The sequence below is a fragment of the Corallococcus sp. AB032C genome, assembly GCF_003668935.1.
Lineage (GTDB): Bacteria > Myxococcota > Myxococcia > Myxococcales > Myxococcaceae > Corallococcus > Corallococcus exiguus.
Map to the genome: position 1 here is coordinate 90553 of NZ_RAWP01000010.1, position 13350 is coordinate 103902.

A 13350-nucleotide genomic window follows, 5' to 3' on the forward strand; every position below is an offset into this window, starting at 1 on the left:
CGCACAGGGGCCTGGGAAACGCAGGAAGTCAGGGACTCTTTCGTGCAGGAGCGGACGTTGGACCCGCGTACAGGTCGATGACCTCGGTGATGCCGCGCTGGCACACCGCGCAGAAGGGCACCCGGTCCCGGGTGAACATCATGCAGTCCATCTGCGGCCGGAAGTAGCCCTTCGCCTCGTAGTGCGCGCCCTCGAAGGCGCCCACCTTCCCGGAGAACTTCTGCGTGCCCAGGAATTTCTCCTCCCAGTCCCGCTGCGCCACGAACAGCGCGTCCATCTCCGACTCGGGTTTGCGCTCGGAACGAATCTTCTGCCGGCGTTGCTGCACCTGCAGGGCGTGCGCGTCATAGGCGGGCTGATTCCAGGGCGTGGGCAGCGGGGTCCCCGGCGCCACCAGGTCCTTCCACTTGAGCTGGGCGGGGTCGAGGAGCGCGGTGACGTTCTTCTCCCAGGGTTCCACCCGCTCCGCGGGCGCGGCGCCGTAGATGGGGGCGGACGTGTAGTACTCGTCCGCCAGCCCCGCGAAGTGGTGACCGAACTCGTGGACGAAGACGTAGGGGGCCCAGAGGCTGTCGGCGGCCACGGTGCTGAAGAGGTTGTAGATGCCTCCTCCGCCGTAGGTATTGCCGTTGGAGAGGATCTCCACGAACTCGTAGGGCGCGAAGGCGGCGGTGTCACGCAGCGCGGCGTTGTCGAAGGTGAGGATGTAACGCTCGGCGCCAAAGGCGTCGTAGGTGGAGCCCAGGGGCGAGCGGCGGTGGACGCCGGTGGAGGGTCGGGAGATGCCGGACTCGGACGCCTTGGGCATCAGCCCCCAGACGTTGAAGTCCGCCTTGCGCTCCTTGAAGGGGGAATAGCTGAAGAGGATCTCCACCAGCTTGCGCGCGTCCTTCTCGAACTTGGCGCGCTCCGCCTCCGTGTAGCCGTCCCCCAGGATGAGGAAGTCCACCTTGTCCTGCGGCGGTCCGTTCTCCAGCAGCTTCAGCAGCGGGCCCGGCGCGGGCGGCGAGGACGGATCCACGAAGGGGTCCTTCGGATCCACCACCACCGACCAGATTTCGCGGAAGGCGTTCTGCGCGTCGCGCTTCTTCAGGATGACCTGGACGGGGCTGTCCGGCGCGGGGAAGCGCAGTGACTCACTGAAGGTGCGGTGAGCCTGCTTCGCCTCGTCCGTCAGCTCCCACTCGCCGAAGATGGAGGCGAAGCCGCGCGAGAACAGGAGCCGGTTCGTCCGCCGGTCCCGCACCTCGAAGAGGTACTTGCCCAGGTTCGTCTCGTCGATGGCCCGCGCCGGGTGTCCCGGCCAGGGCAGGGGCTCCACCACCAGCCGCTCCAGGCTGAAGCGCTCCTCGGTGGCGTTGCCGGTGTGGAAGTAGTCGACGCGGAACGTCCGGGGCGCGGCGAGGGCGGTGCTCGCCGTGAGCAGCAACAGCAGGAGGGAAGCGCGCATGTGGCGCGACTCTACGCGCCCGGCGCTTCCCATCCAGGAACCTCCGGCCGGGACCGTCCGCTCAGAACGTTCCGGACACGCTCGCCGCCGCGCCCGTCTCGTCCGCCGTCACACCCAGCGTCACGGGCGCTGGCTTCGCGGGGGAGGACACGAGGAAGAGCACCGCCCCGGTGACGACCGCCGCGCCGCCGCCCACGAGCAGCCCCGTCATGACGTGGCTCTTGCCCACCAGAGAGTCGCGCAGCGCGACGGCCCGCGCATCCGTGCTCACCAACTGGCCGCCGTTGGCCGCGCGGCGCTCCTCCAGGCCGTTCAGGTCCTTCTGGGCCAGCAGCCGCACCACGCCCGCACCACCCAAAGCCGCCACACCCGCGCCCACCGTCACGTACGACGCCGTGCGCAGGCCCGTGCTGGGGGCGGCGTCGCTGGAGACGTCCTCCGACAGCAGGTTGGGCGCGGTGAGGTCCGCGCCCGTGCCGGAGGCGCTGGCCGTGCCCCGCGCGCCGCCCGCGTCCCAGGGCGCCTTGCCGTTGGCGTTGTTCATCACCACGAGGTTGGAGGGCGAGCGCCCGGTGGTGACGAAGTCCACCAGCGCGGAGAGCGCCTCACCGGGCGCGTCCAGGCCCTGCGTCTTGAAGCCGCCCTCTCGCAGCTTCTGCCCGCCGTCGACGTTGAGCACCGTGGCGGCGAACCACTTGGGCCCGCTGCTCGGGCGCTCCAGACGCACGACGATGACCTCCTCCACGCCCAGCGTGCCGCCCAGGCGCACCGCGTGGCTCCAGGTGCGCTCCTCGTTGCCGTCCGCGGCGGCGAGGCACGGGAAGGGCGCGGCCGTCACGGACCCCTCGTAGGCCAGGTCCACCAGGAGCGGCGTGTCCGCGCCCTGCGCCTGCACCTGCCGGGGGAAGCTCACCGCGTCCCCCTTCACCATCGTCAGCTCGTACGCGCCGGCGGGCAGCTCCACCGTGAGCGGCGTCTGCCCCACGCTCAGGCCCTCCAGGTACACGTCCGCCGCGGGCAGCGTGGACTTCAGGGACAGCTTCACCTTCTGCGTCTTGGCCAGGTCGCGGCGCAGCTTCTCGAAGGCCTGCCGGATGGAGGGGGCGTACTGGTCCGGATCCAACTGGTACTTCGGCTGGAGGCGCAGCACCTGGAGGAAGGCCGCGTCGCTGTCCTTCGTCTTCCCCATCGCCCGGTGGTTGAGTCCGTGCAGCAGCTGCGCGTGGGCGAAGAGCTTCCAGCGCGGCGCGCCCGGCGGCAGGCGGCGGATGTCGCTCAGGGCGTCGTCCAGGAGCTGGATCGCGCGGGCGTTGCGGCCCTCGTAGAACTGGTCCTGCGCGGCATCCAGCTGGCGCTGGAGGTCCTCGAAGGAGCGCGAGGAGTCGGGGAAGAGGCGCTCGGCGAACTCGGGCGCGGTCAGCAGGTGCTGTTCGGGTCGGGCGCGGAGGGCGTCGTAGAACGCCTTGGACTGGCCGCTCAGCTCGGCGTCCCGGCAGTCGCCGCTGGAGACCACCAACCGGTGGGGCGCGGCCCCCGAGGCGGCGGCGCACAGCAGGCACAAAAGCAGCGCGAAGGCGGACGGCTTCGGACGGAAGGGCATGGTCACGTGGGTGTGGAAGGGATGGCCGGACCGGCGATGCAGGCCGCGTTCCGTCCTCTACCGGACTGTCCACCCTCCAGGCCAGCGACCCCGGAGCCTGCCTCCCGGTCCCGCACGTGGACCCCCGTCCGGATTCCGGGCCCCCTGCCTCGCTGGCTGCCCTCCGGGTGAGTCACCTGTGTCCCGGGTGCGACGCCGGGCGTCATCCCCACCTTTCCGTCCACGAACCCTTTCGAATGCTCGGGCCGTCCAGAGCCGGCGGGCCCGCCAACAAGGACCCCACTCCATGGATCGCATCTGGAAGAAGAAGGTCATCGTCATCACGGGCGCCTCCAGCGGCATTGGCCGGGCCACCGCGCTGCTCCTGGCGAAGAAGGGCGCCCACGTGGTGCTCGCCGCGCGCCGGGAGGACCCCCTGGAGGAGCTGGCGGCCGAGTGCGAGTCCCACGGCGTCCAGGCGCTGGTGGTGCCCACGGACGTGGCGGACGCGGAGGCCGTGCGGAGGCTGGCGGAGGCCGCGGTGGAGGCCTTCGGCCACTTCGACGGCTGGGTGAACAACGCGGGTGTCTACATGCTGGGCAGCCTGGAGGAGACGCCGGACGAGGCGTTCCGCCAGCTCATGGAGACGAACTTCTTCGGCACGGTGAGCGGCGCGCGCGCGGCGCTGGCCCGGTTCCGCCGCCAGGGCTACGGGACGCTCGTCAATGTGTCCTCCACCTTTGGCACCGTGCCCGCGCCGTACCTGAGCGCCTACGTGGCCTCCAAGTTCGCGGTGCGCGGCTTCTCCGCGTCGCTGCGCCAGGAGATGCTGGGCACGGGCATCGACGTGTGCACGGTGATGCCCGCCGCCATCGACACGCCCCTGTGGCGCCACACGGCCAACTACACCGGCTGGCGCATCCGCCCCGTGGAACCCGTCTACACGCCGGAGCGCGTGGCCCGCACCATCCTCCGCGTGCTGCGCCACCCCCAGGACGAGGTGATTGTCGGCCCCGCGGGGAAGAGCTTCGCGGCGATGCACGGCCTGTTCCCTCGCACGTACGAGCGCACCATGCGGGCCGGCACGGACGCGCTGCACTTCAAGGACGAGCGGCAGGGCCCCACCCCCGGCAACATCTTCCAGCCCATGGAGGAGGGGGATGCGGCCTCGGGCGGTTACCACGGCACCGGAAAACAATGGCTACGTCGTCTGTTGGTGGCCGGAGGGCTGGCCGCCGCGGCGGTGACGCTGCGCCGGCGTGCGGCCGAGCGGCACCTGGAAGCACGGCTGGCCCACGCCCTGGGGGTGTGATGCCCATGTTTCCGGAGGAGTCCCCATGCCGGGGCTCTTTTCGTGACGGGGCCATGACATGAACTGGGGAAGAGTCGCGCCCGCCATGAACATCGCCGTCCTCGTCAATCTGCGCGCGCGTAAAGGGTCCGAAGGGATGGGCGGGCTCGTCCGAGACCTGCTCCCCCGGGCCCGGGTGGCCCTGACCCGTTCCCTGGAGGAAGCCCGGGAGTGGGTGGACCAGCTGAGGCACGACCCGCCCAGCCTGCTGCTCGCGGGCGGAGGCGACGGCACCATCACGGGCCTGCTCAACGAGCTGCGCTCCCAGGGTGTGGCCCTGCCGGCCATTGGCGTGCTGCCGCTGGGCACGGGCAACGCCTGGGCCCGCGTCACCGGGGCGCCGCGTCCCCAGGTGGCCCTGAAGCAGATCGCCGCGTATGGCGAGCGCCTGCCTCCCCTGCGTCCCTTCTCGCTGGTGCGGGTGGAGGGCCGGGTGGCGCCCTTCGCGGGCACGGGCTGGGACGCGGAGATGATTCAGGACTTCAAGAACCAGCTCGCCGCGGCCGGTCCGCTGAAGAAGTCGCAGGCCGGCCTGCGCGGCTACCTGGGCGCCATGTTCACGCGCACGGTGCCTCGCCACCTGTTCGGCGAGGGCAACCCGAACGTCTCCGTCTACAACCTGGGCGCGTCCGCGCTGACCATCGACGCGTCGGGCGCGGTGCGGCCGCTGCCCAACAGCGGCGAGGGGCAGCTCTTGTACCAGGGCCCCGCGGGCGTGGCGGGCGCGGCGACGACGCCGGAGTGGGGCTTCGGCTTCAAGGCGTTCCCGTTCGCGCAGGCGGTGCCGCACCGGCTGTCCGTGCGCGTGTACGGCGCGGGCGTGATGGAGGCCACGCGCAACATGTTCCGCCTGTGGCGCGGCGAGCACCCCATGCCGCGCATGCACGACTTCTTCGTGGAGCGCCTGCGGATGGACTTCGACCGCGAGGTGCCCTTCCAGATGGGCGGCGACGTGCTGGGCATGCGCCGCTCGCTGGAGTTCGACCTGGCGGAGGAGAACGTCAACCTGGTCGACTGGCGGCGTCTGGGCCGGCTCGTCGCGGTCTGAACAAGACCTGTCGGCCCGCGTCCTCCCTCGCTACGACAAGAGGAGGACGCCCCGGTTCTCGTCGTAGGTGAACAGCTCTCCGAACCGGGCCCACCGGGCGAGGGTGTCGAAGATGCGCTCGTAGTCCTCGGACGGCATGCTCAGGACGATGAGGTCCAGGACGAGCTCCCGGTCCAGCTCCTTGCGGGGTTGCTGAACGAGCGCCGCCCACACCTTGCGGAAGAGCCCCAGATGGAGGAGCTGCTCGCGCCACAAGCGCTTGCGCTCCGAGGCGTCTCCCTGGAGGAAGCGGACACCACAGGCGGACAGCAGCACCATCCGCTTGGGCGTGTCCACGAAGTCGAGCATCTCCGCGGCCTTCACCACGTTGATGACCTTGCCGAACTCCTGGTCCGTGTCGGCCGCGATCCGGAAGAGCTCCTCACGGCCTCCTCGCGCGTCCAGGTACTCCAGCAGGCCCACGAGCTCCCCGCCGGAGGCGTCCGGCAGCGGCTCCACCGGCGTCGCGGTGATGGACACCGGGGTGGACGGCTCCTGCGTGTCGGGCAGCTCGTGGCCGGTGATGATGTCGTGCAGGCGGTCCACCAGCCGCAGCAGCTCGGGGGAGCGGTAGTCCCGGGGACGCGGCAGCCGGTTCTCCACCACGGTGCGCACCACGCCAGGGTGCGCACCGAGCACGACGATGCGGTCCGCCATGTAGACCACTTCCTTGATGTCGTGGCTCACCATCAGGATGGACGAGGCGTGCTTGTCCTTGGCGGACCAGATGTCGAGCACCTCGGCGCGGAGGCTCTCGGCGGTCAGCGCGTCCACCTGACTGAAGGGCTCGTCCATGAAGAGCAGCTCGGGGTCGAGCGAGAAGGCGCGCGCCATGCCCACGCGCTGCTTCATGCCGCCCGACAGCTCGCGCGGATGGGCCCGCTCGAATCCCTCCAGCCCCACCTTGCGGATGGACTGGGACACGCGCGCGGCGACCTCGTCGCGCCCGAGCCCCGCTGCCTTGAGAACGACCTCGACGTTCTGCTCGACCGTCATCCACGGGTAGAGCGCGAAGGATTGGAAGACGATGGCCACTCCCGGGTTGAGGCCCTGGAGCGGGCGCCCGCGGTACAGCACCTCCCCGCGCGTGGGCCGCAACAGCCCGGCGAGGATGCGCAGCACGGTGGACTTGCCGCAGCCTGACGGCCCCAGCAGGCACACCACCTCGTTGGGCTGGACCTGGAGTGAGACGTCCTCCAGGACGAGGAGCGGCGCGCCGTGAGGCTGCGCGAAGGATTGGCTCACCCCGCGCAGCTCGCAGAGCGGAACGTTGGACGATGCGCCTCGGGCATCCAGGGACCGGGAGGTGTCGACGCGATCGAGGCTCATTTGCTCAGGGAGAAGCGCGTCTCGGCCAGGTGGTGGAGTCTCCTCCACACCAGGCGGTTGAAGGTCACGACCATCACAGACATGACCACGACACTCGCGCTCAGCAGCTGGAAGTTCGCGGACGCCGCGGCCTGGCTGATTTGAGCGCCCAGGCCAGGGGCCGTGAGGACTCGCCCTCGGAAGGTGACGTACTCCGACACGATGCTCGCGTTCCACGCGCCTCCGGCGGCCGTCACCCATCCCGTCACCAGGTATGGGAAGACCGAGGGCAGGTAGAGGCTCCAGAAGCGCCGCCAGACGCTGAGCCGATAGCTCGCCGCCATCTCCCGCAGGTCCGCGGGGATGGCCGTGGCGCCGGCCACGACGTTGAAGAGGATGTACCACTGGGTCCCCAGCAGCATGAGCCACATGCTCCCCCACCCCAGGCCCACGCCCAGGGCGCTCAGGACCGCGATGACCATGGGGAAGAGCATGGGCGCCGGGAAGGACGCCACCACCTGGATCACCGGCTGAAGCAGCCGGGACAGGCGCGGGGACAGCCCGATGGCCAATCCCGCCGGCACGGTCCACAGCGTCCCCAGGCAGGTAGCCAGGAGTACGCGACCCAAGGTGAGGAGCGCCTTGCCCAGGGTGTCCCCCCAACGGGCGAGGGGGAGGTCCCGGAGGATGAACATCAACCGCCCGGCCCCCACGAGAAGGGCCACCACGAGGAGGAGCAGAAACGCCTGGGACAACAGCCACGGCAGCCGGGGAGACAGCCGCCCGCCGCGCCGGTGCGTCTCGGGAGACGTGGCGTGCGCGTGCCGCCTCCAGGCGTTCTTCAGCGCCGCGAGCAGGGTCGAGCGGCGCAAGAGGGTGAGGAACCAGGACCCCATGGCAGCCACCTGTCCGCCCTCCTCCGTGCGGAACTTCTGCGCCCAGACGACCACGGGCCGCCAGAGGAGCTGGTCCAACAGGACGATCATCGAGGTCATCGCGAAGACCGCCCAGACCATGGCGGCCGTGTTCCCGCGCGCGACGGCCACGCTCATGTAGGAGCCAAGCCCTGGCAGGCGGAAGTCCCGGTCCCCCAGGACGAAGGCCTCGTTGATCATCAGGAAGAACCAGCCCCCCGCCATGCTCATCATGCTGTTCCACACGAGGCCGATGGTGGCGAAAGGCAACTCCACCCAGCGCAGGCGCTGCCAACCATTGAAGCGATAGACGGTGGCGGCCTCACGCTGCTCCTGGGGGACCGAGCGCAGCGAGTGGTAGTAGCTGAACGTCATGTTCCACGCCTGCCCGGTGAAGATCATCACCACCGCCGCCAGCTCCAGCCCCACGTTGCTCCGAGGGAAGGCGGCGACGAGGGCCAGCACGAGCCCCGGCATGAAGCCGAGCACGGGGATGCTCTGGAGGATGTCGAGCAGCGGCAGCAGCACGCGCTCGGCCCGCGCGTCCTTCGCGGCCCAGTACCCATACGTGAGGGTGAACCCGAGCGAGAAGACGTAGGCGATGAGCCCCCGGCACAGCGAGAAGAAGGCGTAGCGCGGCAGGGCGGCGGGCGACAGGTCGATGTCCACCGTCGGCCGCAGCGTGCCCGTCCACTCCTGGACGGTGCGGGTCAGCCCGAACAACACGCCCGCCAGGCCCGCGACGATGAGCAGGTCCACCCAGCCCGGAGTCCGGCTCGATTCGAGCGCGGCGTTCGACTCGCCAAAGGTAGAGGACGAAGGGCGACGCACGCCGCCCGGCATTGCGACATCCGTACCAGGGGCACTTCACGGGCATGGGCCGTGCGCGGCCAGGCATCCGGCTGCCCGCTCGGGGATTCGGGGTCGACGAAATGCCTGCTTGCCGGCACCGTGTCCTCTGGACACGATGTCGGCCGGAGGGTTTCCCCGTGAGCCACACCTATGAGTACCCGCGCCCTGCGGTGACGGTGGACTGCGTCGTCTTCGGGTTGGACGAAGAGGACCTCAAGGTGCTGCTCATCCAGCGCGGCGTGGAGCCGTACCAGGGCCGGTGGGCGCTGCCCGGTGGCTTCGTGCGCATGGACGAGTCCCTGGAGGACGCCGCGCGCCGCGAGCTGGAGGAAGAAGCGGGCCTGCGCACCAGCCATTTGGAGCAGCTCTACACGTTCGGTTCACCGGACCGCGACCCCCGGGGCCGCGTCATCACCGTGGCGTACTTCGCGCTGGTGAAGCTGTCCCAGCACCACCTCCAGGCGTCCACCGACGCGCGCGAGGCGGCGTGGTTCTCCGTCTGGGACACGCCGAAGCTCGCGTTCGACCACGCGGACGTGCTGGCCACCGCGCTGCAACGGCTCAAGGGCAAGGTGCGCTACCAGCCCATCGGGTTCGAGCTGCTGCCGCCCAAGTTCACGCTGTCGCAGCTCCAGCGGCTGTACGAGACGGTGCTGGAGCGGGAGCTCGACAAGCGCAACTTCCGCAAGAAGATCCTCGCCATGGACCTGCTGGAGGAGCTGGACGAGGTGGAGCAGGACGTCTCCCACCGCGCCGCGCGCCTCTACCGGTTCGACCACAAGAAGTACAAACAGCTCGAGAAGGCCGGCTTCAACTTCGAGCTGTAACCCTCACACCTCCCGCCACACCCATCGGCGCCCGCTGACAGGTTGTCCCACGTCGCCTTGACTTAGTGTCATATGGACACTATGTTGGTGTTGTAGATACACGAAGTCGGGCGGCGCGGGGCCGCTCACTCGCCAGCAGGTTCCCAGGTCGTGCGTGCCCTTCGAGGGCCACGGGAGAGCCATGTCCACGCTGCCCTTCGATGTCGCGGTGGGTTCGGTGCAGGGCCGGGAGCACGCGCGCTCGGGGCGCAACAACCAGGACGCCGCCTGCGTCCGGGAGAGCGAGCACGGGCTGGTGGTGGTGGTGGCGGACGGGTGTGGCAGCCAGCCGTGCAGCGAGTTGGGGGCGCAGATGGGCGTGCGGCGGCTGGCGCAGGCTGCGCAGGCGAGGCTGGCGCGCGGTGAGACCGCGGACGGCGCGGACTTCCTGCCCGGGCTGCGCTCGGACCTGTTGGAGCTGATGGAGGGCCTGGCATCCACGCTGGGGCGGGACGTGCTGGGGGACCTGCTCTTCACGCTGGTGGGGGCGGTGATGACGCCGGCTCACACGCTCGTCTTCTCGTCGGGGGACGGGGTGTGGATGCTCAACGGCGAGGTGCACGCGCTGGGGCCGTTCCCGGGCAACGCGCCGCCGTATCTCGCGTATGCGCTGCTGCGCGGGGAGGACGTGCGGCTGGAGCCTCGGGCGCTGGTGCCCACGGAGGACGTGCACGCGCTGCTGGTGGGCACGGACGGGGTGGGGGACCTGCTGGACCTTTCGCAGGCGCGGCTGCCGGAGCGCGATGAGGCGGTGGGTCCGCTGTCGCGCTTCTGGACGGAGGACCGGTACTTCACGAACCCGGACGCAGTGCGACGGCGGCTGGCGCAGCTCAATCGTGAGTCGGTGCGCGCGGACTTCGTGGAGCGGCGGCTGCTGCGCACGCCGGGGTTGCTGACGGACGACACCACGCTGGTGGTGCTGCGCCGCCGGATGGGGAGGGCGTGAGGCCATGGACGTCTGGCTGGAGGGAAAGAAGGTCCGGTTGGATCCGCGGCAGGCGCTGGGCAAGGGCGGCGAGGCGGATGTGTATGACCTGGGCGACGGCCGCGCGCTCAAGGTCTTCAAGCAGCCCGAGCACCCGGACTACCTGGGCCTGTTGCCCGAGCAGGCCGCCGCGAAGGCCCGGCTCGTGGAGCACCAGCGCAAGCTGCGCGCGTTTCCCTCGGGACTTCCTGCGCGAGTGGTGACGCCGCAGGCCCTGGCCACGGACAAGAAGGGCGCGGAGGTGCTGGGCTATGCGATGCGCAAGCTGGACGGCGTGGAGCCGCTGCGCCGGTGGAGCGAGCCCTCGTTCCGGCGCGCGGGAGGCAAGGCCGCGGACGCGGTGACGGTGCTGGCGGGGCTGCACCGGGTGCTGGCGGCGGTGCACTCGGCCAGCGTCGTGGTGGGGGACTTCAATGACTTGAACGTGCTGACGGTGGGCACGGACGCGTACTTCATCGACGCGGACAGCTTCCAGTTCGGTCCCTACCTGTGCCCGGTGTTCACGGAGAAGTTCCTGGACCCACTGCGGCTGGACCCGAGCGCGCGGACGCTGACGCCCGCGCGGCCGGCGACGATGGAGAGCGATTGGTATGCCTTCGCCGTCACCGTGATGCAGTCGCTCCTGTGCGTGGGGCCGCAGGGCGGCATCCACAAGCCGAAGGCGCAGGCGGCTCGGCTGAACGCGGTGGGACGGCTGCTCCAGCGCGTCACGGTGTTCCACCCGGACGTGCAGTACCCCAAGCCCGCGCTGCCCCGGGTGTCGCTGCCGGATGACTTGCTGCACCTGTTCCACCAGGTGTTCGTGGAGGACCGGCGCGGCGCGTTCCCGCTGCCGGTGCTGGAGGGACTTCGCTTCACGGTGTGCGCGTCGTGTGGCCTGGAGCACGCGCGAGCCGCGTGTCCCACGTGTCAGCCGCACGCGACGGTGGCGGCCACGCCGGTGTCGGCGGTGCGCGGACAGGTGACGGCGAAGCGGACGTTCACGACCCGAGGCGTGCTGGTGCACGCGAGCGCGGAGGACGGGACGGTGCGCTTCGTCTACCACGCGGATGGCGCGTACCGGCGCGAGGACGGGCGCACGGTGATGCGCGGTGCGCTGGACCCGACGCTGCGCTGGGCGGTGCAGGGGGACGTGACGCTGCTGGGGCAGAAGGGGCGCGTGGCGGTGTTCCCGCCGGGCCGGGAGCCGGAGTTCCTGGGCGTGGATGTCTGTGAGAACCGGCCGGTGTTCGCGGCCAATGCCAGACACCGGTTCTGGGCGGCGGGCGGCGGGCTGTGGCGCGATGGCACGTACGGGGCCGAGCGGTGGGGGGACGTCCTGCAGGGGCAGACGCGGCTGTTCGTGGGACCCCGGTTCGGTCTGGGATTCCACCGCGCGGCGGGGCTGCGGGGGGCCTTCCTGTTCAACGCGGAGCGCAAGGGCCTGCGGGACGGACTCGCGCTGCCGTGGCCGTCAGGGCAGCTGCTGGACGCGGAGGCCGTGTTCGACGCGGACTCGGTGTGGCTGCTGCTCGCGGAGGAGGCCAACGGCCGCACCGTGCATCACGCGGTGTTGCTGGGCTCGGACGGGGCGGTGCGCGCGAGCGCCCGGGCTGACGCGGGGGATGGCTCGTGGCTGGGGACGCTGCGTGGAAAGTGCGCCGTGGGGGGCGCGCTCTTCTGCGCCACGGACGCGGGGCTGACGCGCGTGGAGCTCCAGCAGGGCCAGTTGGTGGCGGTGCGTGAGTTCCCGGACGCGGAGCCGTTCGTGGACGCGGGCTGCGGGTTGCTGCTGTCGCGAGAGGGATTGACGGTGGTGGGGGCGCAGGACCTCACCTTGCTGCGGATGAAGTGAAACACACACAGGGGGATGGACATGAAGAAGACGACCGCGAAGGAACTGCCTCTGCCCGGGTTCTACAATTCGAACCACGCGGCGGAGTACGGCTACGGCGCGAACGCCGGGAAGCTCCAGCGTGACGCCGGGGCGTGGAAGGCGGCGCAGGGCGTGACGGCGGCGGCCACGGACCGCTTCAACCTGCACCTGCTGCTCATCGACGTGCAGAAGGACTTCTGCTTCCCGGATGGCTCGCTGTACGTGGCGGGGCGCAGCGGGCGGGGCGCCATCGACGACAACCGCCGCATCGCGGAGTTCATCTACCGGAACCTGGGGACGCTGACGAACGTCACCGCGACGCTGGATACGCACTTCGCCTTCCAGATCTTCTTCCCGTCGTTCTGGGTGGACCAGGACGACCAGCCGCTCCAGCCGTACCGCGAGGTGACTCGCGAGCAGATTGAACGCGGCCAGGCGAGGCCGAACCCCGCGGTGGCGAAGTGGCTGTGCGGCGGCAACTACCCGTGGCTGCTCAAGCAGGTGAAGTTCTACTGCGAGGAGTTGGAGCGCGCGGGGAAGTACACGCTCTACCTGTGGCCGCCGCACTGCCTGCTGGGCAGCGACGGGCACGCGCTGTCGGGCGTGGTGCAGGAGGCGCGGCTGTTCCACTCGTACGCGCGCGGCGTGCAGTCGTGGGCGGAGGTGAAGGGCGGCAACCCGCTGACGGAGAACTACTCGGTGCTGCGGCCAGAGGTGTTGATGCGGCATGACGGCCAGCCGCTCGCGCAGCGCAACACGCAGTTCCTGAAGACGCTGCTCACGTCGGACGCGGTGGTGATTGGCGGGCAGGCCGCGAGCCACTGCGTGAAGAGCAGCATCGACGACCTGTTGGGAGAGATTGTCGCGCAGGACGCGGCGCTGGCTCGCAAGGTGTACCTGCTGACGGACTGCATGTCGTCGGTGACGGTGCCGGACGGCAAGGGCGGCTTCGCGGCGGACTTCACGCCGCAGGCGGACGCGGCGCTCAAGCGCTTCGCTGACGCGGGCATGCACCTGGTGAAGTCGACGGACCCGCTGGCGAGCTGGCCGGACCTGCACCTGGCGTGACGTCTGGAATTGGCACTCACACGAAGGGAGACACG

At 70.3% G+C, this 13350-nt stretch carries 10 protein-coding genes; 6 read left to right on the forward strand and 4 right to left on the reverse strand.

Features of this window, described 5'->3' with window-relative positions; genetic code table 11:
• Positions 1-28: 28 nt before the first annotated feature.
• Together D7X99_RS06595 and D7X99_RS06600 are read right to left on the reverse strand one after the other, a co-directional pair.
• Entirely contained in the window at positions 29-1450 is a 1422-nt protein-coding gene (locus D7X99_RS06595) for an IgA Peptidase M64 (RefSeq protein WP_121776988.1), read from the reverse strand.
• Between the two features lie 61 nt (positions 1451-1511).
• On the reverse strand, positions 1512-3050 hold the full coding sequence (locus D7X99_RS06600; protein ID WP_121777041.1) for a PEGA domain-containing protein: 1539 nt from the start codon (positions 3048-3050) through the stop codon (positions 1512-1514).
• A gap of 286 nt (positions 3051-3336) precedes the next feature.
• Here D7X99_RS06600 and D7X99_RS06605 point away from each other — a divergent pair, with 286 nt between their 5' ends.
• Together D7X99_RS06605 and D7X99_RS06610 are read left to right on the forward strand one after the other, a co-directional pair.
• On the forward strand, positions 3337-4341 hold the full coding sequence (locus D7X99_RS06605; RefSeq protein ID WP_121776989.1) for an SDR family oxidoreductase: 1005 nt from the start codon (positions 3337-3339) through the stop codon (positions 4339-4341).
• Between the two features lie 85 nt (positions 4342-4426).
• Positions 4427-5428, forward strand: coding sequence for a diacylglycerol kinase family protein (locus tag D7X99_RS06610; protein WP_121776990.1), 1002 nt, complete (start codon positions 4427-4429; stop codon positions 5426-5428).
• A 30-nt stretch (positions 5429-5458) separates the two neighbouring features.
• On the opposite strand, the gene D7X99_RS06615 is transcribed toward D7X99_RS06610, so the two are convergent.
• Together D7X99_RS06615 and D7X99_RS06620 are read right to left on the reverse strand one after the other, a co-directional pair.
• Positions 5459-6796 carry a nitrate/sulfonate/bicarbonate ABC transporter ATP-binding protein gene (locus D7X99_RS06615; protein WP_121776991.1) on the reverse strand — a complete coding sequence of 446 codons (1338 nt, stop codon included), beginning with the start codon at positions 6794-6796 and terminating at the stop codon, positions 5459-5461.
• A complete protein-coding gene (locus tag D7X99_RS06620; protein WP_121777042.1) occupies positions 6793-8520 on the reverse strand; it encodes an ABC transporter permease subunit in 1728 nt (575 codons plus the stop codon). Before D7X99_RS06620 ends, D7X99_RS06615 begins: the two co-directional genes overlap by 4 nt.
• A gap of 158 nt (positions 8521-8678) precedes the next feature.
• Between D7X99_RS06620 and D7X99_RS06625 the strand changes: the two genes are divergently transcribed.
• The 4 genes from D7X99_RS06625 (at position 8679) to D7X99_RS06640 (ending at position 13315) form a co-directional block, all read left to right on the forward strand.
• Positions 8679-9368 carry an NUDIX domain-containing protein gene (locus tag D7X99_RS06625; protein ID WP_014393057.1) on the forward strand — a complete coding sequence of 230 codons (690 nt, stop codon included), beginning with the start codon at positions 8679-8681 and terminating at the stop codon, positions 9366-9368.
• A gap of 181 nt (positions 9369-9549) precedes the next feature.
• On the forward strand, positions 9550-10353 hold the full coding sequence (locus D7X99_RS06630; RefSeq protein ID WP_121776992.1) for a protein phosphatase 2C domain-containing protein: 804 nt from the start codon (positions 9550-9552) through the stop codon (positions 10351-10353).
• A 4-nt stretch (positions 10354-10357) separates the two neighbouring features.
• Positions 10358-12226, forward strand: coding sequence for a hypothetical protein (locus D7X99_RS06635; protein WP_121776993.1), 1869 nt, complete (start codon positions 10358-10360; stop codon positions 12224-12226).
• Between the two features lie 21 nt (positions 12227-12247).
• Positions 12248-13315: a nicotinamidase gene (locus D7X99_RS06640; protein WP_120579267.1), complete on the forward strand. Its 1068-nt coding sequence runs from the start codon at positions 12248-12250 to the stop codon at positions 13313-13315.
• Positions 13316-13350: the final 35 nt, after the last annotated feature.